This is a genomic window from Xanthomonas sp. 3075, assembly GCF_014197275.1.
GTDB lineage: Bacteria > Pseudomonadota > Gammaproteobacteria > Xanthomonadales > Xanthomonadaceae > Xanthomonas > Xanthomonas campestris_B.
In genome coordinates, this window is the sequence record NZ_JACIFI010000014.1 from 102,678 (window position 1) to 129,257 (window position 26,580).

Below are 26,580 nucleotides of genomic sequence, written 5' to 3' on the forward strand. Positions count from 1 at the left end.
AGCGGCCCTTGCACAACAGGGTAGCCGTTGTGGCCGGCAATGGCAGGTGCATAGGTCCAACAACACCGACTTCACGCACCGCTGAATCGGCTGCAACGTGGTACGTCGCCGCCAGGTCGGCACCCGCCCCCCCCGCCCTCAATCCGCAGCCAGCACGTGCCGCTGCCACATCGCCTCGCGGCTTACTTAGGCGGCGGCGGTGCCAGCACGGTGCGGTCACCGTTGTGCTCTGGCTGGCTGACCACGCCAGCCGCTTCCATCGCTTCGATCAAACGCGCGGCGCGGTTGTAGCCGATCTTCAAGCGCCGCTGCACGCCGGAGATCGACGCACGCCGGGTTTCGGTGACGATGCGCAGAGCCTCGTCGTACAGCGGGTCGGACTCGTCGCCACCGCCGCCACTACTCTCGGGCAGGCCGGTCGCACCGACCACGGTGCCATCGCCCATGGTCTGCACTTCGTCCAGCACGCCTTCGACGTAGGACACCGGCCCGCTGGCCTTGAGATGCTCGACCACCCGATGCACTTCCTCGTCGCTGACGAAGGCGCCATGCACACGGTCCGGCAGCGCGGTGCCCGGCGGCAGATACAGCATGTCGCCATTGCCCAGCAGCGCCTCGGCGCCGGACTGGTCCAGGATGGTGCGCGAGTCGATCTTGGAACTGACCTGGAACGCCACGCGGGTCGGGATGTTGGCCTTGATGAGGCCGGTAATCACGTCCACAGACGGCCGCTGCGTGGCCAGGATCAAGTGGATGCCGGCCGCACGCGCCTTCTGCGCCAGACGCGCAATGAGTTCTTCGACCTTCTTGCCGACGATCATCATCATGTCGGCGAATTCGTCGATGAAGATGACGATGAACGGCAGCGTCTCCAGCGGTCGCGGCGCTTCGCCCAGTTCCGGGTTCGGCTTGAAAAGCGGGTCCATCATCGGCTGGCCGGCGTCGATGGCGTCCTTGATCTTCTTGTTGAAGCCGGCCAGGTTGCGCACGCCCACCGCGCTCATCAGCTTGTAGCGGCGCTCCATCTCGGCCACGCACCAGCGCAGGCCGTTGGCGGCCTCCTTCATGTCGGTGACCACCGGCGCCAGCAGATGCGGGATGCCCTGGTAGACGCTCAGTTCGAGCATCTTCGGGTCGATCATCAGCATCCGCAGTTCCTTGTGCGAGGCCTTGAACAGCAGGCTCAGCACCATCGCATTGACCGCCACCGACTTGCCCGAGCCGGTGGTACCGGCAACCAGCAAATGCGGCATGCGCGCCAGATCGGCCACGGTCGGGCGGCCGGCGATGTCCTTGCCCAGGGCAAGCGTCAGCGGGCTGGTCGACTTGTCGTATTCCTTGGAGCGCAGCAGCTCGGACAGGAAGATCATCTCGCGGGTCACGTTGGGGATCTCCAGACCCACCACCGACTTGCCCGGGATCACGTCGACCACGCGCACCGACTTCACCGACAGCCCGCGCGCGATGTCCTTGTCCAGCGAACTGATCTGGCTGACCTTGATGCCCGGCGCCGGCTCGATCTCGAAGCGGGTAATCACCGGCCCCGGATAGGCCCCGACCACCTGCGCCTCGATGCGGAAGTCCTTGAGCTTGAACTCGATCTGCCGCGACAGCGTTTCCAGCGTCTCTTCCGAATAGCCCTTGGCCTGCGGCTTGGGGTCGTCCAGCAGCGCCAGCGGCGGCAGGTCCGAGCCGTCGGTGCTGACGCCCTGGAACATCGGGATCTGGGTGTCGCGCTTGGCGCGCTCGCTCTTCTCCACCACCACCGCCGGCGGCGCCTCGATCTTGACCGGCTCGCGCTTGGCCTGCTTGACCGCATCGACCTTGCGCACTTCCTCGCGCTCCTCGCGCATCACCCGGGTCTGCTGCCACTCGGTGGCCTGATGGCTCTTGCGCTGCAGCAGCGGCCCCAGCGCCAGCACCCAGGTGCCGATGCGCTCCATCACCGCAAACCACGACAGCCCGGTGGCCAGGGTGATCGAGACCAGCAGCAGCACCAGCACGAAGAGATTGGCGCCCAATGCGCCAAAGCCGGCGCTCAACGAATTGCTGACCAGCCGACCCAGGATGCCGCCGGCCCCGGCCACGTCGCCGGTGAACAGGCGCAGATGCAGGAAGCCGGTCGAGGCGATCAGGAACCCGACCATGCCGACCAACCGCAATGCCGGCCCCAGATCGGCTTCGGCCTGCCCTTCCTTGTCCATGCCGAACAAGGCGATCCAGGCCACCGCACCCAGCACCACCGGCAGCAGGAAGGCCACGTAGCCGAACAGCTGCAGCAGTACGTCGGCGGTCCAGGCGCCGACGCGGCCGCCCATGTTGTGTATCGGCGCGACCACGCTGCCGGTCTGCGACCAACCCGGATCGGCGCTCGAGTAGGTGAACAGACTGGCCAGCAGATACAGCAGCAGCGGCGCCACTGCGATCAATGCCAGATCGCGCCAGAGCTTTTGCCGACGCGGAGTGTCCGCCGCCGTCTTGCGCGAGGACGTCTTGCCTTCTGCGGGCTTGCTGCGTTCGGGAACCTGCTTTGCCACCTGTAGCCAGACCTTAGAAAAATGCTGTTAGTGGTTGATAATAAACGACTGAGGCCACGGTTTCAGCTGTTGCATGACGACCGGTCGCCACGGTATTCAGCGGTCAACAAAAAACGCCGCACAAGGCGGCGTCGATTACGCGGACGGGGCGGACCATGCCATCTGCGGTTCAAGCAGTTCCATCGCGCCGCCTTGATTCACCGGGTGGGGACCGCCACTCTATGCCGCCTGAGGGGCGCGAATGCGTTCGCCAACCCTGCCAATTCCTAGATCGCGAGTATACATGAGCGCCTCTTCTGCCAGTTCCGCCAAGCATTCCCGCCTGCTGATCCTGGGCTCCGGCCCGGCCGGCTGGACCGCCGCGGTCTACGCCGCCCGCGCCAACCTCAAGCCGGTGGTGATCACCGGCCTGCAGCAAGGCGGCCAGCTGATGACCACCACCGAAGTCGATAACTGGCCGGGCGACCCCCACGGCTTGATGGGCCCGGACCTGATGACCCGCATGCAGGCACACGCCGAGCGCTTCGAGACCGAGGTGATCTTCGACCACATCCACACCGCCGACCTGTCGCAGCGGCCGTTCCGGCTGAGCGGCGACGGCGCCGAATACACCTGCGACGCACTGATCATCGCGACCGGCGCCACCGCCAAGTACCTGGGCATCCCCAGCGAAGAGGCCTTCAAGGGCCGTGGCGTCTCCGCCTGCGCCACCTGCGACGGGTTCTTCTACAAGGACCAGGACGTGGTCGTGGTCGGCGGCGGCAACACCGCGGTCGAGGAAGCGCTGTACCTGTCCAATATCGCCCGCAAGGTCTACCTGGTCCATCGCCGCGACACGCTGCGCGCCGAAAAGATCATGCAGGACAAGCTGTTCGCCAAGGTCGCCGCCGGCAAGATCGAAACCGTCTGGCACCACGCCATCGACGAAGTGCTGGGCAACGACGCCGGCGTCACCGGTGTGCGGGTCAAGTCCACTATCGACGGCAGCACCCGCGACATCGACGCGCACGGCTTCTTCGTCGCCATCGGCCACCATCCCAATACGCAGCTGTTCGACGGCCAGCTGGCCATGAACAACGGCTACCTGGAAATCCGCTCCGGCCTCAACGGCGCAGCGACCGAGACCTCGGTGGCCGGCGTGTTCGCAGCCGGTGACGTCGCCGACCAGCACTACCGCCAGGCCATCACCTCGGCCGGCTTCGGCTGCATGGCTGCGTTGGATGCCGAGCGTTATCTGGACAAGAGTGCCTGAGGTGGCCGCTGACCGCCGGCCGCGCCGCGCGGGCAGCGGCATCGCCAGCGGGCTGAACGCGTGAGCGTTACCGCCCGCTGGTGTCGCCAGCTGGACGAACTTCCCGCCGGGGCCTGGGATGCCTTGCACGACGGCACCCATCCCTTCATCAGCTATGGGTTTCTGCAAGGCCTGGAACGCGAGGGCTGCCTGCGTCCGGACTGGGGCTGGAATCCGCTGCACCTGACGCTGTGGGACGGCGACACGCTGGTCGCTGCCGCGCCCGGGTATCTGAAGAACAATTCGCATGGCGAGTTCGTGTTCGACCACGCCTGGGCGCATGCCTACGCGCGCTATGGGCAGGAGTATTTCCCCAAGTGGCTGTGCGGCGTGCCCTACTCCCCGGTGACCGGCCCGCGCCTGCTCGGCGCGCCCAAGTGGCGCGGTCATCTATTGGCCGCGATGCGCGAGCTGGTGGAGCGCAGCAGCTTGTCTTCGGCGCATGTGAATTTTCATCTGGCTGATGAAGATGCCGCCTTCGATGCCGACTGGCTGGAACGCAACGATTTGCAATACCACTGGCACAACGCCAGCGGCTGGAGCGATTTCGAGAGCTTTCTTGCGGCGATGGATCACAAACGCCGCAAGAACATCCGCCAGGAGCGCGCCAAGGTGCAGCGGGCCGGGGTGCAACTGCGCGTGGTGCACGGCGACCAGGCCAGCGAGGCGGACCTGGAGGCGATGTATGGCTTCTATCTCAAGACCTTCAACGAATACGGCAACTCGCCTGCGCTGACGCCACAGTTCCTGCGCCATCTCGCCCAGCATCTGCCGCGCCAGCTGGTGATGTTTCTGGCCAAGCTGGACGGGCAGCCGATTGCCGGCGCGCTGTGCCTGCGCGGACACGACACGCTGTACGGGCGTTACTGGGGCGGCGAGGCGCTGCCCGGGCTGCATTTCGAAACCTGCTACTACCAGGGCATCGAATACTGCCTGCGCGAAGGTCTCACCCGCTTCGAGCCGGGCGCACAAGGCACGCACAAGATCGCACGCGGCTTCCTGCCGACGCTCGTGCGCAGCCGCCACTGGATCGCCGATCCCGGCTTTCGCGAGCCACTGGCGCAGTGGTGTGCGGACGAGCGCGATGCGGTCGCCCGGCATGCGCATGAGTTGTCCGAGCACAGCCCGTTTCGCGATTGATCCAGCGCGACCGACAGCAGCGGCATGCACGCCTGATCGCAGGCGCCTTCCCGAAGCATTAGCGGCAACAACGGCACGCACACTTGGCTACCCGTTGTCGGCGTGTGCGGATGGCGCACCGTCACCGCAGTGCGCGCGGACGTGTTCCACACTCAGGGCCAGCCACACCCGTCCCACGGCCATCCTCCCCGGGCATGCCACGCTCCAGGGGCGAGATGCACAACACGCTCTACACTCACGGCATGCCACGCCGCCTTCCCTATCTGCTTGCCGCCGATCCTGCCGCCGCGTTTCCGCCGGCCGAGGACGCCTTGCGCGAGCCGGATGGACTGCTCGCGATCGGCGGCGACCTGTCGCCGCAGCGCCTGCTCACCGCGTATGCGCACGGCGTGTTCCCGTGGTTTTCCGAGGGTCAGCCGATCCTGTGGTGGAGCCCGGATCCACGCATGGTGTTTCGTACCGATGGCGTCCGCCTGTCGTCACGCTTCAAGCGTCACTTGCGCAGCAGCACCTGGACCGTCCGCGCCGACACCGCCTTTGCGCAGGTGATTGCCGCCTGCGCGTCGATTCCGCGCGTTGGCCAGGACGGCACCTGGATCACCCCCCGGATGCAACAGGCCTATATCGAACTCCACCACCTGGGCCATGCGCATTCGTTGGAGGTATTCGATGGCGCTCGCCTGGTGGGCGGCATCTACGGCGTGGCGATCGGCCAGATGTTTTTCGGCGAAAGCATGTTCAGTGCCGCCAGCGGCGGCTCGAAGGTGGCGCTGGCGGCGCTCGCCGCCTATCTGCATGCCAGCGGATGGCCTCTGCTCGATGCGCAGGTGGAAAACCCGCACCTGCTGCGCCTGGGCGCGCACCACCTGCCCCGCGCCCAGTTCCTGCAACACGTGCAGTCGCAGGTCGCCCAACCAGCAGCACCCGGCAAGTGGTCAGCGCACTACGGCGAGCGCCCGGCCAGCGCACTTGGTGAAGCCCGCTTAACATAAAATTTGCACCACGGGGAGATGGAGCGTAAAATGCCGTCCCTTACGGCCCTCCCGGGCCAGCCGTGATTGCACAGGATTACATGTCGAAAGACGACTCCATTGAATTCGAAGGCAGCGTCAGCGAGACGCTTCCCAATACCACGTTCCGGGTCAAGCTGGAAAACGGGCATGAGATCATCGCCCATATCTCCGGCCGCATGCGCAAGAACTACATCCGCATTCTGACCGGCGACCGGGTCAAAGTTGAGATGACGCCCTACGACCTGACCAAGGGTCGTATTACCTACCGCATGAAGTAAGCGGTACTGGTGGTGAGACGCGAGGCGGCCAATGGCCGCTTTTTGTCGTGCCCGCGATTTGCTGAGGAACTTGCCTCAGCAGAACGAAGGACAAAACGTTGCTTATGCCTGGGTGGAAGGACTCTGGCAGACGAGCCGCTGAGGGACATCCGATCGCGAGCTGACGGTGAACCGGGCGCGCGGGCTTTCGCCACTTATTCGCGACGTAAACGCAGACTTGCACTGATGCGGCAGCGCTCTGCTTGTCACGCGGCGTGTCAGTCTTGCGTCACCACACGTCGTTGCAAATTCCAGGTGTTGCGCTGAGCAACGTCAGGCACTGAGGCGGCAACGCGCTGTTCGCGCAACACCGCACCGCCCGGACATAAAAAAAGCCGCTCATCCGAGCGGCCTTTTCTTAGAACGCGTCAGCCAACCGCATCGCTCAGTCGACAGTTGCCGGCAACAGACGCTCCGGTTCCGGGTGCGCTTCCACCACCAGCTCGCCGTCCTTGACGTCGATGTTGACCCGGCCACCTTCCACCAGCTTGCCGAACAACAGCTCATCGGCCAGCGGACGCTTGATCTTCTCCTGGATCACGCGCGACATCGGGCGCGCGCCCATCAGCGGATCGAAGCCGTGCTGGGCCAGCCAGTCACGCGCAGTCGGGGTGGCCGACAGCGAGACGTGCTTTTCCTGCAACAGCATTTCCAGCTCGATGATGAACTTGTCCACCACGCGCAGGATGTGGTCGAAAGCCAGCGGCTGGAACTGCACGATCGCATCCAGGCGGTTGCGGAACTCCGGCGTGAAGCCGCGACGGATCGACTCCATCGCGTCGGTGGAATGATCCTGCTTGGTGAAACCGATCGACCGACGCGAGGCCTGGGTGGCGCCGGCATTGGTCGTCATCACCAGGATCACGTTCTTGAAATTCGCCTCGCGGCCATTGGTGTCGGTCAGGATGCCGCGATCCATGACCTGCAACAGGATGTTGAAGATGTCCGGATGCGCCTTCTCCACTTCGTCCAACAACAATACGCAGTGCGGCGTCTTGACCACTTTCTCGGTCAGCAAACCGCCCTGATCGAAGCCCACATACCCCGGAGGGGCACCGATCAAGCGGCTGATCGAATGCGCTTCCATGTATTCGGACATGTCAAAGCGCACCAGCTCGATGCCCAGCTGCAACGCAAGCTGCTTGGTGACCTCGGTCTTGCCGACACCGGTCGGGCCGGCAAACAGGAAGTTGCCGATCGGCTTTTCCGGATTGGCCAGACCCGACCGCGCCAGCTTGATCGAGCCGGCCAGCGTCTCGATCGCCGGGTTCTGGCCGAAGATCACCATCTTCAGATTGCGCTCCAGATGCTGCAGCACGTCCTTGTCGGTCGCGCTGACCTGCTTGGCCGGAATCCGCGCCATCTTGGCGACGATGGTTTCGATTTCTTCGATATCGATCAGCTCCTTGCGCTCGCCTTCCGGCAGCAGACGCTGACGCGCACCGGCCTCGTCGATCACGTCGATCGCCTTGTCCGGCAGCAGTCGGTCGCCGATATGCTTGACCGACAGGTCCACCGCCGCCTGCAGCGCATCGTCGGCGTAGGTGACGCCGTGATGGGCTTCGTACTTCGGCTTGAGGCCTTGCAGAATCTCGAAGGTCTCGCCGATGGTCGGCTCGACGATGTCGATCTTCTGGAAGCGACGTGCCAGCGCACGGTCTTTTTCGAAGATGCCGCGATATTCCTGGAACGTGGTCGAACCGATGCACCGCAGCTCGCCCGAGCCTAGTGCCGGCTTGATCAGGTTGGAGGCGTCCATGGTGCCGCCCGACGCCGAGCCTGCACCGATGATGGTGTGGATCTCATCGATGAACAGCACCGCGTTGGGCACTTTCTTCAGCGCGGTCAGCACGCCCTTGAGGCGCTTCTCGAAGTCGCCACGGTATTTGGTGCCTGCCACCAGCGCGCCCAGATCCAGCGAGAAGATCACCGCGTCGGCCAGCACCTCGGGAACGTCGTTGTCGACGATGCGCTTGGCCAGGCCCTCGGCGATCGCAGTCTTGCCCACGCCGGCCTCGCCCACGTACAGCGGATTGTTCTTGCGCCGGCGGCACAGCACCTGGATGGTGCGCTCGATCTCGTCGGCGCGGCCGACCAGCGGGTCGATCTTGCCGTTACGGGCCTGCTCGTTGAGATTGGTGGCGAACTCGGCCAGCGCATCGCCCTTGGCCTCGCCCTCCCCGCCCTCGGCCTTGGGCTCGCCGTCAGACGCAGACGGCTGCTCGCCGTCCTCGCCCAGCTTGGCGATGCCATGCGAGAGGTAATTGACGATATCCAGCCGCGTGATGTCCTGCTGATTCAGGAAATACACCGCGTGGGAGTCTTTTTCGCCGAAGATCGCCACCAGCACGTTGGCGCCGGTGACTTCCTTCTTGCCGGACGACTGCACGTGATAGACCGCACGCTGCAGCACCCGCTGGAAGCCAAGCGTGGGCTGGGTGTCGCGGCCGTCATCTTCGGCCAGACGCGAGACCGATGCCTCGATCGCCTGCTCCAGATCGTTGTGCAGGCGTACCTGATCGGCGCCGCATGCCTTGAGCACGGCCTGGGCGGACGGATTGTCCAGCAGCGAGAGCAACAAGTGCTCGACGGTCATGAACTCATGGCGCGCCTCGCGTGCTCGCTTGTAGCACTGGCCGATGGTTTGCTCTAGGTCTTTACTGAACATTGGGAACTCCGAACGGCTGTTGCCAACAATATGCGGCTTTTATCGGGATTTTCCACAACCCTATCGAACAGGGATGTTCAGACAGCGTTAGCACGTGACCGCGTCCACACTGTTGCGCTGCTGGAATAGTCCTTCTAGCGGACTCAGCTCTGCTCCATCGTGCACAGCAGCGGGTGCTGGTTCATCCGCGAAAATTCGTTGACCTGCGCCACTTTGGACTCGGCAACCTCCCGGGAATAGACCCCGCAGACCCCGCGCCCGCGGGTGTGGACATGCAGCATGACCTGGGTGGCGCGCTCCAGATCGAGGTTGAAAAACTGCTGCAGCACCGTCACCACGAAGTCCATCGGGGTGTAGTCATCGTTCAGCAAAAGCACCTGGTAGCGCGGCGGTGGCGCGACTTCGGGCTTGCTGGCTTCGACCGTCAGGCCGTGATCGTGTTCGTGGGAGGTCTTACGAGGCATTCGTCCATTATACGGTTCATCGTCGCGCGCATTGGACGATTTACGCTGCGGCACGCACAATTTGTGTCCGATTCCCTGGCTGGCCCTTGATGACCGTTCCTTCGACCGTGCTGCAGTTGTCGCCATCGCTCACCGCTGCCGCGTGCGCCTCCGCCGCGACATCGGGCGCGCACGCGCCTGCGCACAATCGCCAAGCCCACTCGGTCAGTGACGGCGTGGCGCGTGCCACAACCGGACAGGACCGAGGCCGATGAGCACTGCCGCATCGCGCTGGCACCCGGATGTCACCGTCGCCACCGTAGTGGTGCGCGACGGCTGCCTGCTGCAGGTCGAAGAAACCATCAATGGCCAGTTGCTGCTGAACCAGCCTGCCGGCCATCTGGAACCGGACGAAAGCCTGCTGGACGCCGCAGTGCGTGAAACCCTGGAAGAGACCGGCTGGGACGTGCGCCTGACCCATTTCATCGGTACCTACCAATGGGTGGCACCGAACGGGCAGAGCTTCTTGCGCTTCGCTTTCGTTGCCGAGGCGTTGACGCATCACCCCGAACGCAGCCTGGATACCGGCGTGGTGCGCGCGCTGTGGATGACCCCGGACCAACTGCACGCCGCAGCCGAACGCCTGCGCAGCCCGCTGGTGTGGGAGGTGGTAGCCGACTACCTGGCCGGCCAACGCTATCCGCTGGCCTTGGTGCGTCACTTCGCATGAGCACGCCGCGCGTTGTAGTGGGTGTCTCCGGCGGCGTGGATTCCTCGGTGGCGGCCTGGCGCCTGGCACAGCAAGGCGAGTCCATCGCCGGGTTGTTCATGCAGAACTGGGCCGACGACGGCAGTGGCGATTGCCGCGCCGAAGACGACCGTCGTGATGCGGTGGCTGTCTGCGGCGTGCTCGGCATCCCGTTCCACTTCCGCGATTTTTCCGGCGAATACTGGAGCGGCGTGTTCGAGCACTTCCTGGCCGAGTACGCGGCCGGACGCACGCCCAACCCGGACGTGCTGTGCAACCGCGAGGTGAAGTTCAAGCATTTCCTGGACGCGGCGCGGGCATTGGGCGCCGAACGCATTGCCACCGGCCACTACGCGCGGGTGGCGCACAGCGGCGGACGCTGGCGACTGTTGCGCGGCGCCGACCGCGGCAAGGACCAGAGTTATTTCCTGCACCAGCTGGGGCAGACCCAACTGGCGGCGACCTTGTTCCCCATTGGCGAGCTGGAAAAAAGCGCGCTGCGCCGGATCGCCCAGGACGCCGGCCTGCCGACGCATGCCAAGAAGGATTCCACCGGCATCTGCTTCATCGGCGAGCGCGACTTCCGCGAGTTTCTGGGCCGCTATCTGCCGGCGCGCACCGGCGACATCCGCGACCCGCAAGGGCAGCGTATCGCCGAGCATCCCGGGGTGTTCTATTTCACCCTGGGTCAGCGCGAAGGCCTGAACATCGGCGGCGTGCGTGGACGCGCTGCGGCGCCGTGGTACGTGGTCGGCAAGGATGTGGCGAGCAATGTGCTGTACGTGGACCAGAACCGCGACAGCCCGCTGCTGCAATCGCGCTGGCTGCAGTCCGAGCGGGCCCACTGGGTCGCCGACGCGCCACCGGCACGCAACTTCAGCTGCACCGCGCAGACGCGCTACCGCCAGCCCGACGAGCCGTGCACGGTGGATGTGCAGGACGATGGCAGTGTGCAGGTGCGTTTCGAGCGGCCGCAACGGGCGGTGACGCCTGGGCAGTCGCTGGTGTTGTACGACGGCGAGCAATGCCTGGGCGGCGCGGTCATTGCCGCCACCGATGCTCCGCTGGAACGCCAATTGGCGGGATCTTCTTTTTCACCTGAGGTAGTGGCTTGATGAGTTCTTCCATGGATCACCGCGTGCTGGCGCTGGCCGGCGTCGCCCAGGCCTTGCAACAGGTGCGACGCATCGCCGAAACCGGGCATTCGGAGGCGGCGACGGTGCGCACCGCCATGGACAGCGTGTTCCGGGTGGATGCCTCCTCGCCAGAGGCCGTGTATGGCTCTCCAGCCGACCTGGCCTCGGGCCTTCGGCTGCTGCACAACTATTTCCGCAATCAGGGCCAGGACGATGTATTGCCGCGCCTGGCGCTGGCGGTGCTGCAGCTGGAGCGCCGGTTCGTGCGCGACACCGCAACCGTCACCACCGTGTCCAACGGTATCGAGGCTGCCGCGCATCAGGCGCAGACCCTGGGCGACAGCGGCCATCCCGACGTGCTGAGCGCGCTGGGCGGGCTGTATGCGCAGACCATCAGCCACCTGCGCCCGAAGGTCATGGTGCAAGGCAACCCGCACTACCTGGGCCAGGCCGGCGTGGTCGCGGAAATCCGCGCGCTCCTGCTCGCTGCGGTGCGCTCGGCGGTACTGTGGCGACAGATGGGCGGCAGCTTGTGGGATTTCCTGTTCGCAAAGCGTGCAATGATCGAGGCGGTGGATCGCGCGCTGCGCTGAATCAACGCAATGCGCATGCTTTCAGGCACCGCCAGCGCTCGCTAGCGTGCGTCGATTACGCTGGTAGGAGCGGGACGATCTAGCGATCGGCGCTAAAGACAAAGGGGGTACGGCCGATACAGCAACCGTGACTCTGCCGAGAACGCCCATGTATTCACGTCCACTCATCCGTCTAGCCGCTCCTTTGGCTCTGACCTTGCTGTTTCCCTTCGCTGTCGGATTCGACTGGCCCGCCTCGGTGCGCTGGGCGATCCTGGCGACCATGACCCTTAGTTGGTTGGTTTTCGCTGCCTGGGTGACGTATTCCCAGTTCCGGCGCAACCCGGACCAGACCCGCATCCTGCGCGAGCAGGACCAACTGCTCAACGAACTGCGTACGTTCGTCAGCAACGAAGTCGACGGTTCGCGCTCGGAAGTCGAGCGTGCCCGCGAACTGATCCGCCAGGCCGTGTCCGGTCTTGGTGGCAGCTTCGAAGCGATGAACCGCAAGTCGCGTCAGCAAAGCCAGGCACTGGCCCGCATCGTCGACCGCGCTGGCGACGATGGCAATGCCGGCGTCGACGTCGCCCGCTTCGCCCAGCACGCCAGCTCCCGCATGGAGCAGCTGGTGGAAGCGCTGGAACAGGTGAGCGGCCAAAGCACCAACACCGTCCACCACATCGACGAGATGGCGCAGCACCTGGATGGCATCTTCGCGCTGCTGGAAGACGTCAAGTCGATCGCCGACCAGACCAACCTGCTGGCCTTGAACGCCGCCATCGAAGCAGCACGTGCCGGTGAAGCCGGTCGTGGCTTCGCGGTGGTCGCCGACGAGGTGCGCAACCTGTCCGAACGTTCCACCACCTTCAACGAACAGATCCGCAAGCTGGCACACAGCTCGAAGGAATCGATCGCCAAGGTGCGTGAAACGGTCTCGCAGCTGGCCTCGCGTCACATGGACCGCTCCCGCGAGGCGCGCCATGAATCGGCCGCGATGCTGGAGAACGTCGCCCAGATCAACGCCTCGTTGGGCGATGGCATGCGCGAAATCTCCGAATGCGCTCGCTCCATCGATGGCAGCGTGGCCGAAGCGGTGCGTGCCCTGCAGTTCGAGGACATCGCCACGCAGACGCTGAGCGGCATCCACACCCACCTCGATCGCCTCACCGCGATCAACCGCGAAGCGACAGCGCTGCAGGAACTGCTGCATCGCAATGGTGGCGTGTACGACGGCGAACTGGTCGCCTCGCTGCAAAAGGTGTCCACCCGTCTGCGCGATCTGCGCGTGGAATGGGAACGCCCGCCGCACAAGCCGGTCGCGCAGCAAGGCATGGGTGCTGGCACGGTCGAATTGTTCTAAGCGTGGGCACCGGCACGACAGCGATGTCGTGTTGGCCACTCGCAAGACCGATGCCGCACACGCTCTGATCTCGACAGTCCCCGGTCTTCCCGGGGATTCGTCGTTCCGCAACCAGCCTGGTGTTTGTCCATGACGTTACTCGCCCCTACACCCGATGCATCCGGCGCAGCCCTGCAAGCGGCCGCCCGGGAAGCCGCTGCGTTGGAAGCTGCGGCATTGGCGGCCGCACGCGCAGAGCGCATCGCGCAAAGCGAGGCTGCCCGGCCTGCGCTGCGGAGCGTGCGCATGCCGGCGGCACTGGAACGCCTGGAGCGCGCTGCGCGCGCAGAAGTACAGGCGATGATCCATCCGCGCCGCAGTTGCAGCGAAGAAGCGCTGCTGTTCGCCACCGTCGCGTGGGATCTGGGGTTGGACGGCGCCGCCATCGACCTGTCTGGACGCGACCCCTCATAAGCGCGGCGTGATTTGCAAGTGTCACCCAGACTGCCGTGCACACTGCCGGACGTTGCAATGCATGGCCGATCCGGCCACGCAAGCAGCAAGTGAATTGCATGCCAGTGGCCGATTGCGGCAACCAGGGTGACCACTCCCCCGCTCGCTTGCGCATGCGTCAACGCACGCTTGCACGACGCTGGTGACAGCCTCGATCGGTTGATCGGAATCGGATCGTTGACGGGACCCTGCGCCCGCTCTTGCGTCCCGCTGCGATCGATCCCCAACCCGGTGCTAGGCCAGAATTTCATCCGTTATCGGGCGAATCCTTCCTCGCCTCGCATGCATGCAGGTGCGCATCGCAATGTGGGTGGCATCGCAGGCTGAGCGCTTCGCACGACGCAGCACGTTGGCAGCCCTGGGTGTCGCCTGCGTCGAGAAGCATTGCGAGAAGCACCGCAGCGCGATCGCTTGTGCGCCATGACGCTCCCGGACGTGGTTGTGCCGGCAGACAGAGCAGAGAAAGCTCCGCAAGGCCGTCGAGGCGTTGGCAACTCCGCCTGCATCGGGCTCAGAAGGCAGTGGGCGTTCAGTGGGTCTGGATCCCTGGTTCTGCCACGGCCCCCGAACAGCGGAAACGACGCGAGGTCATGGCCGATCCGGGATGCAGCGGAAGGTACGTGTCATGCGACGATTGTCGCAGCAGGCCGCGTCATCAAGGACTGGAGACCTGCACGCAGGGTCATTACGGGCTTGGCAAGACTGCGGTGTGTTGCGGGAGGGGGTCGATAGCCCCGGACACACAGACTTATGAGGCAGCGGGCTCGTACACCGCTGCCGTCAGGCACCACCAATCATCACACAGGCGTCTTGCGGCTCAGCCCGCAACGACCAGCCGCGCACCGAGGCGCATGCCGGCTTCTGCTTCGCGCAGCCACTGGGCCATATCGCGCGGCGACAGCGGGCGTGAATAGAAGTAGCCCTGGATTTCGTCGCAGCCTTGCTGGCGCAGCAAGGCGTCTTCCTGCACCGTTTCCACACCTTCTGCGACCACTTGCATGCCAAGCGCGTGACCCAGATGCACGATGGCCTGGGTCACTTCAGCGGTGTTGGCATCGTCGAGCATGCCTTGCACGAAGCTGCGGTCGATCTTCAAACGCTGCACGGGGAAGCGGTTGAGATAATGCAGGTTGGAAAAACCGGTACCGAAGTCGTCAACCGCCAGCAGCACACCGTTCTGCTCGAAAAGCTCGAAACAGCGGCGGAGCGAATCGGAATCGCGGATCAACGCCGATTCGGTCAATTCCAGTTCCAGGCGCTGTGGTGACCAACCGTTGTCGCGGCAGATCTCCAGCACGCGCTCGGCAAAGCCGCGTTCGCGCAGCTGCACGGCAGAGACGTTCACCGCGATGCGACTGAAATTGAGTCCGGCGCGATCCCACACCACCGCCTGGCGGCAGGCTTCGCCGATCACCCATTCGCCAAGACGCACGATCTCGCCGCATTCCTCGGCAATCGGAATGAACTCGACCGGGCTGCATTGGCTATGTCCTGGGCGATTCCAGCGCATCAGCGCTTCGATCGCAGGCGATGACTCACCCACCGTATTGACCAGCGGCTGATAGACCAGCGTGAATTCTTCGCGTTCCAGCGCGCCTTGCAGCGCATGCTCCAACTCCAGGCGACGCTGCGCACGCAGCAACACGTCCTGGCTGTAGTAATGGAAGGTATTGCGGCCGGACTCCTTGGCTGCATACATCGCCGCATCGGCGGCGCGTAGCAGGCTGTCGAAATCCGACAGGCCTTCGCCCTGCAACGCGATGCCGATACTGGCGCCGAGCTTGAGGGTGACATGCTCCTTGCGCAGCGGCTCGCCGAGCGCGTTGATCAGCTTGCGCGCGACGTGGCCGGCGTCTTCCGGATCGGACAGATCGCGCAACAGCACGATGAATTCGTCGTCGCTGAAACGGCCGAACAGATCGCTGTTGCGCAGATGCTGATGCAGCCGCGCAGAAGCGAGTTTGAGCAGATTGTCGCCGGTGGCGTGGCCGAACGAATCGTTGATGCTCTTGAAGCCATCCAGGTCGATCAGCAACATCGCCAGCACCTGGCCGCGCTCGTGCGCCTCACGAATCGCGGTCTCTGCCTGTTCGCGCAGCAGGAAACGGTTCGGCAGGCCGGTCAGACGGTCGTAATGGGCCAGCAGCTCGATGCGTTCGTTGGCTTCGCGTTCGCGGGTAACGTCGCGGAACAAGGCGACAAACCGCGGCGGCAGGCCTTCGCGCCGGTCCAGCTCGATCAGCACCTGCACCCAGATGCGTTGACCGGAGTTGCGGTAGAAGCACAACTCCAGCTGCTCGGGCAGGCCGCCATCGGAAATGCGTAGCAGCGCCGCTTCGAAGGCGTCGCGCGAATCCTGGGTGTACAGCGCCAGCGCCTGCTCCAGGGTGATGTTTTCCTTGCGCAGGCCGTGGATGCGGTAGCACTCCTCGGTCCACTGCATGCGGCGCGTATCGACTTCGATCTCGCAGCCACCGATCTTGCCCAGCGCCGAGACACGGTTGAGCAATTCGGTGCGCCAGCGGATCAATGCATCGGTCTGGCGCTGTTCGGTGACGTTCTGCAGCTGGCCGAGCAGGCGTACCATGCCGCCGTTGCCGTCGAATACCGGCTGTGCCCAGACCCGTAGATGATGCGGATTGACGCCGGGAAGGCCATCGATCTCGAGCTCGAACTGCACCGGCATGCCTTCATGCCTGATCTTGCGCCAGGCGCTGCGCAACTGCGCAAGCGACGGCCGACCCAGCAACCGCAAGATGTCGCGAAGGCCCTGCAGGCGCAGCTCCGTCATGCCGAGCTGCTGCAGGAAATCCGGCGATACCCACAACGCGTCGTCGAGCGTGTCCCAGCTCCAGCTGCCCATGCTGGCAATGCGCTGGGCCTCTTCCAGCTGAGCCTGCTGCTCGCGCAGCTGCTGTTCGAGCAATTTCTGGTGATGCACGTCGGTATGGGTGCCGACCATGCGCAGCGGGCGGCCATCGGCGGTGCGCGACACTACACGACCGCGATCGAGGATCCAGCGCCACTGGCCGTCATGCTGACGCAGCCGGAACTCGGCCACGTAGGTATCGGTACGCCCATCCAGATGCGCCTGTACGGCGGCACTGACCTGAGCGTGGTCGTCGGGATGAATCAACCCGGACAACGCGGTGAGATTGTTCGGCAGTGGCTGCTCGGAATAGCCGAGCATGCGTGTCCAACGTTCGGAGCGGTACACCACGTCGGCCGGAATATCCCAGTCCCACAACCCGTGGTCGGCGCTGTCCAGCCCCATTTCCCAGCGGCTGGTGCCATCGGCGCCCACCGGCTCGGGAATGCTCAGGGTGAACGCCATCACCTGGCCCTGTTCATCGCAGACCGCGCGCAACCAGCCTTCCAGCCGTCCACCGCCCGTTGCCGGCAATACGCAGGCGGCCATGCCGCCGTTGTGCGCCAGCTGGGCACGACTGCTGTCCAGCACTTCGGCATACGCCCCAAGGGTTGCCGGCAATCCGAGCGATTGCGCAACGCGGTTGGCGGCCAGGGGCTGGCCATGCGCATCCAACAACACCACCGCCGAGGTCAGCGGGTGCTGCAGCATGCTTGCAATGACGCCTGAGTCCACTCTGGAACACTCCGAAGATCGACCCCGGACTCGGAGTCGCAATGGATAACGGCCGCTTTCCGGATTAGTTGAGCCGCCCGGTTCGGCTGCAACCGAAGCAGGTCGCATTGCGGCTAAGATGGACCCATCGCCCGCTTCAAAGGTCGTCCGCGGACTCATGCACCAACCTGTCGCAGCGCCCGCGTTTTCGTCCCCCCCGGTTTCCCGACTTCGCCTGGCCCAACGCCTGCAGCAAGGCCTGTGGACGCTGACCGGGCTGTACCTGTTGCTGGGCGTGGTCTGGTTGCTGCTGGGCAACCGGCTGCTCAACATGACCGGTGCGGCACTGCCGGAGCGCTGGTCCGATGCCAGCTTCCTGGTGATCTCCAGTATCGTGATCCATCTGGTGCTGCGGCGCTTCGTGAAGCTGATCGTGGACGAATATGCCCAACTGGCGCAGTCCGAGGCGCTGCTGCAGGCCAAGTTCCTGGCGCTGCCCAGCCCTGCCCTGATCTACGACCTGGCCACGTTGCGCATTCTCGACGCCAACCCGGCGGCGCTGGAATTTTTCGGCTGGGAACGCGACGCGTTCTTCCAGCAGACGCTGCAGGCGATCTGGCCCAATGCCGATGGCATGCGGCTGGAAGAGATCATCACGCAGATCCGCGCCAAGGGCGACGATACCTGCGCCATGAACGAGGAACTGCTGACCCGCAACGGTCCACGCCACGTCGAGATCCGCAGCAATCAGTTGTACCTGGCCAGCGGCCCTGCCCGCCTGGTGGTCACTGTCGATCGCAGCGAAGAACATCACGCGCAGCATGTGCGCGACGAAGCGCTGCAGCGACTGGAAGAAGCGCAAAGCATCGCGCGGCTGGGTTCGTGGCAACTGGACCGCGCCACCGGCATGGGGCGCTATTCGGCGGCGGTGTATCGGCTGCTGGGCCGCAGCGTGCCGATGCATCGTCGCGAACATCGGCTGGAAGAATTGCTGACCGCCTCCGACACCGCCACCCAGGCGCGTATCGAACGCATGATCGAAGACATCTGCAGCGGCGGGGAGATGCAGATCGATGTGCTGCTGCCGCTCACCGGTGGCGATTCACAGCCGCGCACCATTCACCTGCGCGCCGAAAGCGTGACCACGCCCAGCGGCGCACGCCATATCCACGGCACGCTGCAGGACGTGAGCGAGCGGGAGCAATCACGTCGCCTGCTGCGCGAACGCGAGGAACAATTCCGGGAACTGGTGCGGGTGCTGCCTGACGGGGTGTTGATCCTGGCCGACGAGCACGTGATGTACGCCAATTCGGCCGGGGCGGCGCAGTTCGGCTTTCAGGGCGAGACCATCCTGGGCGAGCCGCTGCAGACCCTGGTCACCGAGAGCGACCTGCCGGTGGTACGCGAGTACCTGCGCGCCGGCAGCGACCGCAACGAGCCGGTGTCCAGCGCCCGGGCGATGCGGCGCCGCGACCGCAGCACCTTCTACGCCGGCTTGTCGGCCGGCGATATCCGTTACGGCGGGCGCAGCTGCAAGCTGCTGGTGGTGCGCGACCTGAGCGAACCCGAGCGCATGCGCGATGCACTGGCCGAAAGCAATGCCGAGTTGCAGGCGATGGCCAAGCGGCTGTTCTCGCTGCAGGAGGACGAACGCCGCGCGATCTCGCGCGATCTGCATGACGATATCGGTCAGGCGATCACCGCGATGAAGCTGTCGGCGCATGCCGCCTTGGACGAGCCGGATCCTGACGCACGCCGCGAGGATCTGCTGGAAGTGGTCTCGCTGGCCGACAGCACCGTCACCAAGCTGCGCAATCTGTCGATGCTGCTGCGTCCGCCGCAACTGGATGCGCTGGGGCTGGAAGCGGCGTTGCGCTGGCAGGCGTCAATGTTGTTTCGCGCATCGCAGGTGCGCCTGGAGCTGGACATCCAGCCGCTGGAGGTGCGGCCGGGCAACGAGATCGAACAAGCCTGCTTCCGTATTGCGCAGGAAAGCCTGACCAATGCCTTGCGGCACGCCTGTGCGGGCGAAGTGCGCATGCGCCTGCAGTCGATCGACAGCGAAAGTTTTCGGCTGGAAGTCAGTGATGACGGCGACGGTTTCGAGCCCGAAGGCCCGCGTGGGCTTGGGCTGATCGTGATGCGTGAGCGTGCGCAAACCGTCGGCGGCGCACTCGCGATAGAATCATCACCCGGAGCAGGCACGCGCGTGACGTTGCGCCTGCCCTATCACCCGGTCGGCGAGTCCGTCCACGACGATGGTGGACGTTGAGTCATGTGGAGCCCCGTAATCCCGCCCGGACTGGAAATCGTCAAACCCACCCGCCTGGGCGCGGGCAATCCCGAACTGCTGCACCTGGTGGACGCAGCCACGTCCGGCGGCCCGCCGCTGATGATCTTCCACATCGATATCGACCATTTCGCCTCGATCAACGAGAACATGAGTGGCGAGGTCGGCGATCAGGCGCTCACCTTGGCGGCGCGCCGGCTGCAGGAGTTCCTCGGCACGCGCGGCAAGCTCTGGCGTCACGGCAGCGATGAAATGGTGGTGGTGGCGGTGCGTCGCGAAGACACCCCGCTGCCGGAAGACTTCGCCGAAGAGATCCGCCAGCAGCTGGAATTGCCGTTATCGGTACTGCCGTACACGTTGTTTATGACCGGCAAGGTCGGCATCAGCCTGTGTCCGGAGCACTCGACCTCGCTGTCCATCCTGCTCGATTACGCCGAGGAAGCCAGCTATCAGGCTGCGCGGGAGGGCGGCAATACGGTGCGGCTGTACTCGCGCAACTCGACCACCAACGCACACAGCGAAAGCATCATTGCGCGCCAGATCGTCGATGCGATCCCGCACGGCGAACTGCGCCTGCGCTACCAGCCGCTGGTGAGCGCGCGTGACGGCCGCATCGTCGGCATGGAAGCGCTGCTGCGCTGGCAATCGCCCACGCTGGGCATGCTGGTGCCGGAGCGCTTCATGCGCACCGCCGAGCGCCTGGGCGTGATCGTGCAGATCGGCGAATGGGTGCTGCAGAACGCGGTGCGCCAGGCGCGACTGTGGCGCGACCAGGGCTTCGACGATTTCAGCATCGCGGTCAATGTCTCCACCTTGCAGTTGCTGCGCCCGGGCTTCTTCAACGAAGTGATGGCGATGTTGCAGACCGCTGGCGTGCCGGCGCAGTTCGTCACCCTGGAAATCAACGAAAGCGCGTTGACCAACAACGTCAATTTCGTCCACGAGACGATGGCCAACCTGCGCAACGAAGGCATCAGCCTGAGCCTGGACAACTTCGGCACCGGCGATTCCAGCCTCAGCGCGCTGGTGCGTTACCCGGTGGATCGGCTGAAGATCGACCGCAGCTTCATCAAGAGCGCGCCGGCCGGCAGCCGCGAAGCGGCGATCGCGCGCGCGATCATTGCGATGGGCCATCAGCTGGGCATGACGGTCATTGCCAATGGCGTGGAATCGCAGGCGCAACTGGGCTTTCTGCGCCGCAACGACTGCGACATCTTCCAGGGCTACCTGTTCGGCGAACCAATGTCGGCCGAATCGGCCGGCATGGCACTACGACGCCGCTATCTGCGCCCGGAATCGTTCGCCGAGAGTCGCCCCGACCGCACCTTGCTGCTTCTGGACGACGAAGAAAACGTGCTGCGCTCGCTGGTGCGCCTGTTCCGCCGCGATGGCTATCGCATCCTGGCCGCCGGCAACGTGCGCGATGCTTTCGACCTGTTGGCAACCAACGACGTACAGGTGATCCTGTCGGACCAGCGCATGAGCGACATGAGCGGCACCGAGTTCCTGGGCCGGGTCAAGATGCTTTACCCGGACACCGTGCGCCTCGTGCTGTCCGGCTACACCGACCTGGCCACCGTCACCGAGGCGATCAACCGCGGCGCGATCTACCGCTTCCTGACCAAGCCCTGGAACGACGACGAACTGCGCGAACACATCCGTCAGGCCTTCCGCACCCACGATGAGCTGCGTAACGGCAGGGAATAGAGAATCGGGATTGGGGAATCGGCAAGGCAGTGCGCTGGCTCTGCATGTTCCCCAATATTTCCAGTTTACGCGTCAAGAGCAAATCACAAGCAAACGCCGCTCTACCGATTCCCGATTCCCCACTCCCGATTCCAAGCGCTACCGCGGCTGCCGCACCGGCAACACGATCCGGAAACTGGCGCCCTGCCCCGGGGTGCTCTCCACATCGATGCGGCCGTGGTGCTTGTTGATGATGCCGTAGGAAATCGACAGGCCCAGGCCGGTGCCGCTACCGACCGGTTTGGTGGTGAAAAACGGGTCGAAAATGCGCTGCAACAGGTCCGGGGCGATGCCGGCGCCGCTGTCCTGGAACTGGATCCAGACGTTTTCCGCTTCGTCGCGCCCGGTGGTGACGGTGATGGTGCCGCGCTCGACAATCGCCTGCCCGGCGTTGAGCAGCATGTTCATATAGACCTGGTTGAGCTCGGACGGCAGGCATTCCACCAGCGGCAACTCTGCGTAATTACGCTCCAGCGTGACCTTGTACTTGAGCTCGTTCCAGATGATGTTGATGGTGGATTCGAGACCGGCGTGCAGGTCCACCATCTTCCACGACTCGGACCGGTCCGAATACGAGAAGTCCTTGAGGTCGCGCACGATGCGGGTCACCCGCTCGATGCCTTCGCGCGACTCGGCCATCAGCTGCGGCAGATCGCGGCTGATGAAGTCGATGTCGGCGCGGTTGCGGATCTCGTCGATCTCGGGAATCAGCGCCTTCGGGTCCGGCGCCTGCAGCGCGCGCTCATAGGCTTCGATCAGCGTGAACAGGCTGCGCAGGTATTCCTGCAGGCTGCCGAGGTTGGAGTGCACATAACCGATCGGGTTGTTGATTTCGTGCGCCACGCCGGCGGCGAGCTGGCCGATGGAGGCCATCTTTTCCGACTGCAGCAGTTTGTCCTGCGCACCGTTCAACCGTAGGTAGGCCTGGCGCAGTTCGGCGTGGCGTTGCTGCAGCTCGCGCTCGTAGTCCTGCTGACCTTCGATGTTGTGGAACAACGCCAGAAAGTGACCGACGCCCTGATCTTCGTTGTAGTACAGATGCGCGATGACGACACGATCGGCCACCGGCAGGCTGCCGGTCCAGCTGCCCTTGGTGCGCGCTTGATTGAGTGCATCCGATGGCAGTACCTGCGAAATCCGCTCACCGAAGTTGCGATTGTCGGTGGGATCTTCCTTGCACAGGCTCTGGCGCGCCATGGCGTTGGCCAGGATCAGCTGCCCGTCTGCGCGGAACAGCAACAAGCCCTCAAGCATCTGGTCGCCGAAGGCGCGCAGCATGGCCGAGGACGGCAACAGCGTTTGATTCAAAAAGAACTTGGCGGTCACGGGGCGAGAAGGCGTAAAGGGCGCTTCAATATACGCCGAACCGCCGACGCGCCGCAGTGCCGGATCGCCTCAGCGACCACAGCAAGCCTGCATGCCGCGCAAAACAGCGCTATCCCGCACGTGTGTGCTGCACCGCCAGCACCTGCATGTAGCGCAGTTGCGCCTGCTCAGGCAACGGCCAGAGAACGTCCGCCGCGCAGTACGCTTGACTGGCCATTGGCATCGTACGAAGGCGCACTTTCGGTGCGGCCCAGGTGACGCAGTGCCCAATTCACTTCACGGCGCCGACGTGCCAGCAGTGCGCCGTTGGCGCGGTTGGCTTCGGCCAGCTCACGCAGGCGGTCTTCTTCACCTTCGGGCATTCGCGCTTCAAGCGCGCGCAGCGCCGACAGCTTGTCTTGCGTGTGCCGCATCAACCCATCGATGTCGTTCTCGAGTAATGCCTGGCGTTCGCCGGCCAGCGCATCGCTGAGACGTTGCAGGAACTCGTTCACGTTCATCCTTTACCGTCGGGGATTAGCCGGCCAGTTGTTGATTCAGATCCATCATGCGGCTGGCGATGGCATCCGGGTTGATGGAGTAGCTGCCGTTCTGCAACGCATCCTTCACTGCCTGGACGCGACCGGTGTCGATCGCCGAGGACTGTGAAAGCTCGCGCTGCAGGTTCTGCAGGTTGGTCGCCTCGCCGGTCAGCTTGACGCTGTCGGTCGGCGGCAATGCGGCGATCGGGGACGTGCGGTCTTCGCCGGCCGAAGCGATCTTGCTGCTCGGGGCCGCGGTGCGAACGGTCGCAGCGGTCGGTAGATTGCCTTCGATTTTCTGGGTCATGTCAGGAACTCCTCTACAGGTCGTAGGGGATAACGGCACCCAGAAAAAAAACTTTATAGAAAATTTTTACCTGGAGACCACAACGGTTCCGCTCGCTTCAACAATCCCCTGCACCACACGGCGGGACGAGGAATTTTCAACCGAAACCCGCTCGTTTTCGCCGGCATCGGAGAGTGCGCGACCGCTCATGCGCACCTCCAGACCGCCATTGCGCGATACCAGTGGGACGGTGTCACCGCGCCGGACCAGCCGCTGCGACACCAGATCATTGGCCGAGAGCAGCGAGCCGGCCGGCAGGACGCGGCGGGCGGACTTGCCCACTGCGGCCACCGGGTCGGCCAGTACCGCACCGACGATGCGGGCGGCATCGCGCTTCTCGATGCTGATATCGGCCAGCGAGATGGTTTCTCCAGCGCTGATGCCCCGACGCAGCACCAGGACATCCTGGTTGCGACGCACCTTCAGCGGCACGAACAGGCGCCAACCGGCCGGCTGCGGGCAGGCCACCTCGACTGTATTGGTGCCGGTGGGTTGGGCCTGCAGCGCGATCGGACAGGCCGGCATGCGCAGACCCGGATCGAGCGTGGCCTCGGCCTCGGCATCGGGCCCAACGGTGGCCAGCGCCGCAGCACGGATGGAATCGACAGACTGGTAGCTCTGGGCCCAGGCCGGAGCGGCAGCCAACAAGATGACAAGCAGGAGCAGGCGCATGGGACCAGATCCGGAAGAAGACCCGGAACACAGTGCAAGAGGTGTGCCTGTTTTTTGAATCGGGAATCGGGAATTGGGAATCGGTCGGGGACTGAGCCTTGGTCGGTCTTCGTTGCTGCTGTGCGATTTGCTTAGTGAACACCGTAAGTACGTCAGAGCACGGCCCTTCGCCTCGGGCTTGCTGCGCAAAGCCCTCCGCTTTTGCGATTCCCCATTCCCGACTCCCCATTCCCCACAGCGCCCCCGACCAACCACAAAGCCCTCAAGTTTCCAGGCGGCGCTGTCGATATCTGCCCCATGACCCACGATCTGCTCAACCGAATCGACCAGCGCACGCGCCTGGCTGGCCACAACCGACTGGCCCTGCTGCTGTTTCGGCTGGGTGGGCGCCAGCTTTTTGGCGTCAACGTCTTCAAGGTCCAGGAAGTGCTGCGCCGCCCGGAGCTGTTCCAGGTGCCCGGCCTGCCGACCGAGTTCGCCGGCGTCGCCGACGTGCGCGGGCGCTCGGTGCCGGTGCTGGACCTGGGGCTGGCGATCGGCCACCCGGAACGCGATGCGCACTCGGAAGACGGCCCCGGCTACCTGGTGGTGGCCGAGTTCAACCGCTCGGTCCAGGGGTTCCTGGTCAGCGGTGTGGAGCGCATCGTCAATATTGCGGTGGAAGACATCCATCCGCCGCCGGAACTCGGCGCCGAAGCCACTTATTTGACGGCGGTGACGCGGTTCCAGGGCGAGTTGATCCAGGTGATCGACGTAGAAAGCGTGCTGGCCGATATCGCCAAGGTCAGCAAGGACGTGCAGCTGGACCCGTCGCTGCAGCTGGTGCATTACGACCGGCAGTTCCAGGTGCTGGTGGTGGACGATTCGCGGGTGGCGCGCCAGCAGATCCGCAGCGTGCTCGACCAGTTGGGCGTCTCGGCAACCCTGTTGTCGGACGGCCGCCAGGCGCTGGACCATCTGTTGCAGGTGGCGGCGTCGGGCGAGAATCCGGCCGATCGCTATGCGATGGTGATCTCCGATATCGAAATGCCGGCGATGGACGGCTACACGCTGACGACAGAAATCCGGCGCACGCCGGGGCTGCAAGGCCTGTACGTGTTGTTGCACACTTCCTTGTCGGGCGTGTTCAACAACGCCATGGTCGAACAGGTCGGTGCCAACGCCTTCGTGGCCAAGTACAGCGCCCACGAGCTGGCCGACTACGTGCTGGCCCGCCTGAAAGTGGTCGCCGAAGCGGCCTGAGCCCGCCGATCGGCCGCCGATGCGGCCGACGACCGTTGCACCCTGCCCAACTGCGCTGCCGTGCCTGGCACGCGCGATGCATTCTCACTGGCCACACCGGTCCACGCGCTGCGCCGCACGGCGGCTGATGGCCGACACCGGCACGCTGCCCTGTCTCGGGATGTGTCACGGCGTAAGGCGTCGATCCCGATCGGGCGCTCTGCATCGCCCGACCGCCGTTCGTCGGCCGATTTAGGCACCCAGCCCTCCTGCGGCCCGCAATACATCCGATCTGGCACAGACTTTGCTTCCTCCCTGGTAACACTTCGCGGGAGAGCACCGTGTCCAATTCAATCTCGTCCTTTCTAGGCATCCACGGCGATGCCCTGCCGCTGCGCGAGCAGCGCATGAAGCTCATTGCCAGCAATCTGAGCAATGTGGACACCCCTGGCTACAAGGCCAAGGATCTGAATTTCGAGGCGGCGCTCAAATCGGCCGAAGGCGTGCGCGACGGCACCCTGCTGCAGACCACCGACGCCAAGCATTACGAGATCGGCGGCAACGCCGGGCTCAATCCGTTCCAGATCACCCGCGAAGCCGACCAGCCCAGCCTGGACGGCAATACGGTCGATCCCGACGCCGAACGCGCCGCCTACGGCCGCGCCGCGCTGGAATACCGCGCGTCGATGAGCTTCATCGAATCCAAGGTGCGCTCGATGCTCACCGCAATCACGGGCCAATAAGCCATGAGCAATCTTCCCATTTTCGATGTGGCCGGCTCGGCGCTGCATGCGCAGTCGGTCCGCCTGAGCACCATCGCCTCCAACCTGGCCAATGCGGATTCGGTCGCAGGCTCGGCCGAGGCGACCTACAAGCCGATCGAGCCGATCTTCCAGGCCCAGCAGAACCGCCAGGACCCCAGCCTGACCTCGGTGAACGTCAAGGAGATCACCACCACCAACGCACCGCCGATCCGTCGCTACGAGCCTGGCCACCCGCTGGCCGACGCCGACGGCTACGTGTTCTCGCCCGACGTGGACCCGGTCTCGCAGATGGTCAACATGATTTCCGCCTCGCGTAACTACCAGGCTGGCGTGGAAATGCTCAATACCGCCAAGGAACTGGCGCTCGCGACCCTCACGATGGGTCGCTGACCCT

22 protein-coding genes are annotated in these 26,580 nt (G+C 64.6%); 14 read left to right on the plus strand and 8 right to left on the minus strand.

Features of this window, described 5'->3' with window-relative positions:
* Positions 1 to 182: 182 nt before the first annotated feature.
* Positions 183 to 2,537 (minus strand): DNA translocase FtsK, encoded by a 2,355-nt coding sequence (locus GGR62_RS14275; RefSeq protein ID WP_184408525.1) that lies wholly within the window; start codon positions 2,535 to 2,537, stop codon positions 183 to 185.
* A gap of 283 nt (positions 2,538 to 2,820) precedes the next feature.
* On the opposite strand from GGR62_RS14275, the gene trxB reads away from it, so the two are divergent.
* From trxB to infA, 4 genes are all read left to right on the plus strand, one after another.
* Positions 2,821 to 3,789: a thioredoxin-disulfide reductase gene (gene trxB / locus GGR62_RS14280; RefSeq protein ID WP_184408526.1), complete on the plus strand. Its 969-nt coding sequence runs from the start codon at positions 2,821 to 2,823 to the stop codon at positions 3,787 to 3,789.
* A gap of 60 nt (positions 3,790 to 3,849) precedes the next feature.
* Positions 3,850 to 4,968 carry a GNAT family N-acetyltransferase gene (locus tag GGR62_RS14285; protein WP_184408527.1) on the plus strand — a complete coding sequence of 373 codons (1,119 nt, stop codon included), beginning with the start codon at positions 3,850 to 3,852 and terminating at the stop codon, positions 4,966 to 4,968.
* Between the two features lie 242 nt (positions 4,969 to 5,210).
* A complete protein-coding gene (aat, locus tag GGR62_RS14290; RefSeq protein ID WP_184408579.1) occupies positions 5,211 to 5,960 on the plus strand; it encodes a leucyl/phenylalanyl-tRNA--protein transferase in 750 nt (249 codons plus the stop codon).
* Positions 5,961 to 6,040: 80 nt separating this feature from the next.
* On the plus strand, positions 6,041 to 6,259 hold the full coding sequence (infA, locus tag GGR62_RS14295) for a translation initiation factor IF-1 (RefSeq protein WP_002813418.1): 219 nt from the start codon (positions 6,041 to 6,043) through the stop codon (positions 6,257 to 6,259).
* A gap of 424 nt (positions 6,260 to 6,683) precedes the next feature.
* On the opposite strand, the gene clpA is transcribed toward infA, so the two are convergent.
* The gene (clpA, locus tag GGR62_RS14300) at positions 6,684 to 8,966 is read right to left on the minus strand and encodes an ATP-dependent Clp protease ATP-binding subunit ClpA (protein WP_184408528.1); all 2,283 of its coding nucleotides are present in this window, start codon (positions 8,964 to 8,966) and stop codon (positions 6,684 to 6,686) included.
* 143 nt (positions 8,967 to 9,109) lie between these two features.
* Entirely contained in the window at positions 9,110 to 9,430 is a 321-nt protein-coding gene (clpS, locus tag GGR62_RS14305) for an ATP-dependent Clp protease adapter ClpS (RefSeq protein ID WP_029219836.1), read from the minus strand.
* A 250-nt stretch (positions 9,431 to 9,680) separates the two neighbouring features.
* Between clpS and GGR62_RS14310 the strand changes: the two genes are divergently transcribed.
* The 5 genes from GGR62_RS14310 to GGR62_RS14330 all read left to right on the plus strand — a co-directional run bounded on the left by GGR62_RS14310 (position 9,681) and on the right by GGR62_RS14330 (position 13,678).
* On the plus strand, positions 9,681 to 10,139 hold the full coding sequence (locus GGR62_RS14310) for an NUDIX hydrolase (protein WP_184408529.1): 459 nt from the start codon (positions 9,681 to 9,683) through the stop codon (positions 10,137 to 10,139).
* A complete protein-coding gene (gene mnmA / locus GGR62_RS14315; RefSeq protein WP_184408530.1) occupies positions 10,136 to 11,272 on the plus strand; it encodes a tRNA 2-thiouridine(34) synthase MnmA in 1,137 nt (378 codons plus the stop codon). The genes GGR62_RS14310 and mnmA overlap by 4 nt, the downstream gene beginning before the upstream one ends.
* Positions 11,272 to 11,886 carry a high frequency lysogenization protein HflD gene (gene hflD, locus GGR62_RS14320; protein ID WP_184408531.1) on the plus strand — a complete coding sequence of 205 codons (615 nt, stop codon included), beginning with the start codon at positions 11,272 to 11,274 and terminating at the stop codon, positions 11,884 to 11,886. Before mnmA ends, hflD begins: the two co-directional genes overlap by 1 nt.
* A 148-nt stretch (positions 11,887 to 12,034) precedes the next feature.
* Positions 12,035 to 13,225, plus strand: a complete 1,191-nt coding sequence (locus GGR62_RS14325) for a methyl-accepting chemotaxis protein (RefSeq protein ID WP_184408532.1) — start codon at positions 12,035 to 12,037, stop codon at positions 13,223 to 13,225.
* A gap of 129 nt (positions 13,226 to 13,354) precedes the next feature.
* Positions 13,355 to 13,678, plus strand: a complete 324-nt coding sequence (locus GGR62_RS14330) for a hypothetical protein (protein WP_184408533.1) — start codon at positions 13,355 to 13,357, stop codon at positions 13,676 to 13,678.
* A gap of 856 nt (positions 13,679 to 14,534) precedes the next feature.
* Here the strand turns inward: GGR62_RS14330 and GGR62_RS14335 are convergent.
* Positions 14,535 to 17,321 (minus strand): EAL domain-containing protein, encoded by a 2,787-nt coding sequence (locus GGR62_RS14335; RefSeq protein ID WP_184408534.1) that lies wholly within the window; start codon positions 17,319 to 17,321, stop codon positions 14,535 to 14,537.
* A gap of 118 nt (positions 17,322 to 17,439) precedes the next feature.
* Here GGR62_RS14335 and GGR62_RS14340 point away from each other — a divergent pair, with 118 nt between their 5' ends.
* Both GGR62_RS14340 and GGR62_RS14345 read left to right on the plus strand, forming a co-directional pair.
* A complete protein-coding gene (locus GGR62_RS14340; protein WP_184408535.1) occupies positions 17,440 to 19,572 on the plus strand; it encodes a PAS domain S-box protein in 2,133 nt (710 codons plus the stop codon).
* Positions 19,573 to 19,575: 3 nt separating this feature from the next.
* Positions 19,576 to 21,297: an EAL domain-containing protein gene (locus tag GGR62_RS14345; protein ID WP_184408536.1), complete on the plus strand. Its 1,722-nt coding sequence runs from the start codon at positions 19,576 to 19,578 to the stop codon at positions 21,295 to 21,297.
* A 138-nt stretch (positions 21,298 to 21,435) separates the two neighbouring features.
* Here GGR62_RS14345 and GGR62_RS14350 read toward each other — a convergent pair whose 3' ends face one another.
* The 4 genes from GGR62_RS14350 to flgA form a co-directional block, all read right to left on the minus strand.
* A complete protein-coding gene (locus GGR62_RS14350) occupies positions 21,436 to 22,662 on the minus strand; it encodes an ATP-binding protein (RefSeq protein WP_184408537.1) in 1,227 nt (408 codons plus the stop codon).
* Positions 22,663 to 22,829: 167 nt separating this feature from the next.
* A complete protein-coding gene (locus GGR62_RS14355; protein WP_184408538.1) occupies positions 22,830 to 23,162 on the minus strand; it encodes a flagellar protein FlgN in 333 nt (110 codons plus the stop codon).
* Between the two features lie 16 nt (positions 23,163 to 23,178).
* Positions 23,179 to 23,490: a flagellar biosynthesis anti-sigma factor FlgM gene (gene flgM / locus GGR62_RS14360; RefSeq protein WP_184408539.1), complete on the minus strand. Its 312-nt coding sequence runs from the start codon at positions 23,488 to 23,490 to the stop codon at positions 23,179 to 23,181.
* Positions 23,491 to 23,556: 66 nt separating this feature from the next.
* The gene (gene flgA / locus GGR62_RS14365) at positions 23,557 to 24,201 is read right to left on the minus strand and encodes a flagellar basal body P-ring formation chaperone FlgA (protein ID WP_184408540.1); all 645 of its coding nucleotides are present in this window, start codon (positions 24,199 to 24,201) and stop codon (positions 23,557 to 23,559) included.
* 297 nt (positions 24,202 to 24,498) lie between these two features.
* On the opposite strand from flgA, the gene GGR62_RS14370 reads away from it, so the two are divergent.
* The 3 genes from GGR62_RS14370 (at position 24,499) to flgC (ending at position 26,576) form a co-directional block, all read left to right on the plus strand.
* Entirely contained in the window at positions 24,499 to 25,443 is a 945-nt protein-coding gene (locus GGR62_RS14370; protein ID WP_184408541.1) for a chemotaxis protein, read from the plus strand.
* A 320-nt stretch (positions 25,444 to 25,763) separates the two neighbouring features.
* Complete coding sequence (flgB, locus tag GGR62_RS14375) at positions 25,764 to 26,165, plus strand: flagellar basal body rod protein FlgB (RefSeq protein WP_184408542.1); 402 nt, start codon at positions 25,764 to 25,766, stop codon at positions 26,163 to 26,165.
* A 3-nt stretch (positions 26,166 to 26,168) separates the two neighbouring features.
* Positions 26,169 to 26,576, plus strand: a complete 408-nt coding sequence (gene flgC, locus GGR62_RS14380) for a flagellar basal body rod protein FlgC (protein ID WP_002813454.1) — start codon at positions 26,169 to 26,171, stop codon at positions 26,574 to 26,576.
* Positions 26,577 to 26,580 lie beyond the last annotated feature (4 nt).

What these genes read in the sequence shown, in the direction of transcription:
- trxB (WP_184408526.1), top strand. Translation starts at nt 2,821, where the DNA reads ATGAGCGCCTCTTCTGCCAGTTCCGCCAAGCATTCCCGCCTGCTGATC.
- aat (WP_184408579.1), top strand. Translation starts at nt 5,211, where the DNA reads ATGCCACGCCGCCTTCCCTATCTGCTTGCCGCCGATCCTGCCGCCGCG.
- infA (WP_002813418.1), top strand. Translation starts at nt 6,041, where the DNA reads ATGTCGAAAGACGACTCCATTGAATTCGAAGGCAGCGTCAGCGAGACG.
- clpA (WP_184408528.1), bottom strand. Translation starts at nt 8,966, where the DNA reads ATGTTCAGTAAAGACCTAGAGCAAACCATCGGCCAGTGCTACAAGCGA.
- clpS (WP_029219836.1), bottom strand. Translation starts at nt 9,430, where the DNA reads ATGCCTCGTAAGACCTCCCACGAACACGATCACGGCCTGACGGTCGAA.
- GGR62_RS14310 (WP_184408529.1), top strand. Translation starts at nt 9,681, where the DNA reads ATGAGCACTGCCGCATCGCGCTGGCACCCGGATGTCACCGTCGCCACC.
- mnmA (WP_184408530.1), top strand. Translation starts at nt 10,136, where the DNA reads ATGAGCACGCCGCGCGTTGTAGTGGGTGTCTCCGGCGGCGTGGATTCC.
- hflD (WP_184408531.1), top strand. Translation starts at nt 11,272, where the DNA reads ATGAGTTCTTCCATGGATCACCGCGTGCTGGCGCTGGCCGGCGTCGCC.
- GGR62_RS14325 (WP_184408532.1), top strand. Translation starts at nt 12,035, where the DNA reads ATGTATTCACGTCCACTCATCCGTCTAGCCGCTCCTTTGGCTCTGACC.
- GGR62_RS14330 (WP_184408533.1), top strand. Translation starts at nt 13,355, where the DNA reads ATGACGTTACTCGCCCCTACACCCGATGCATCCGGCGCAGCCCTGCAA.
- GGR62_RS14340 (WP_184408535.1), top strand. Translation starts at nt 17,440, where the DNA reads ATGGACCCATCGCCCGCTTCAAAGGTCGTCCGCGGACTCATGCACCAA.
- GGR62_RS14345 (WP_184408536.1), top strand. Translation starts at nt 19,576, where the DNA reads ATGTGGAGCCCCGTAATCCCGCCCGGACTGGAAATCGTCAAACCCACC.
- GGR62_RS14355 (WP_184408538.1), bottom strand. Translation starts at nt 23,162, where the DNA reads ATGAACGTGAACGAGTTCCTGCAACGTCTCAGCGATGCGCTGGCCGGC.
- flgM (WP_184408539.1), bottom strand. Translation starts at nt 23,490, where the DNA reads ATGACCCAGAAAATCGAAGGCAATCTACCGACCGCTGCGACCGTTCGC.
- flgA (WP_184408540.1), bottom strand. Translation starts at nt 24,201, where the DNA reads ATGCGCCTGCTCCTGCTTGTCATCTTGTTGGCTGCCGCTCCGGCCTGG.
- GGR62_RS14370 (WP_184408541.1), top strand. Translation starts at nt 24,499, where the DNA reads ATGACCCACGATCTGCTCAACCGAATCGACCAGCGCACGCGCCTGGCT.
- flgC (WP_002813454.1), top strand. Translation starts at nt 26,169, where the DNA reads ATGAGCAATCTTCCCATTTTCGATGTGGCCGGCTCGGCGCTGCATGCG.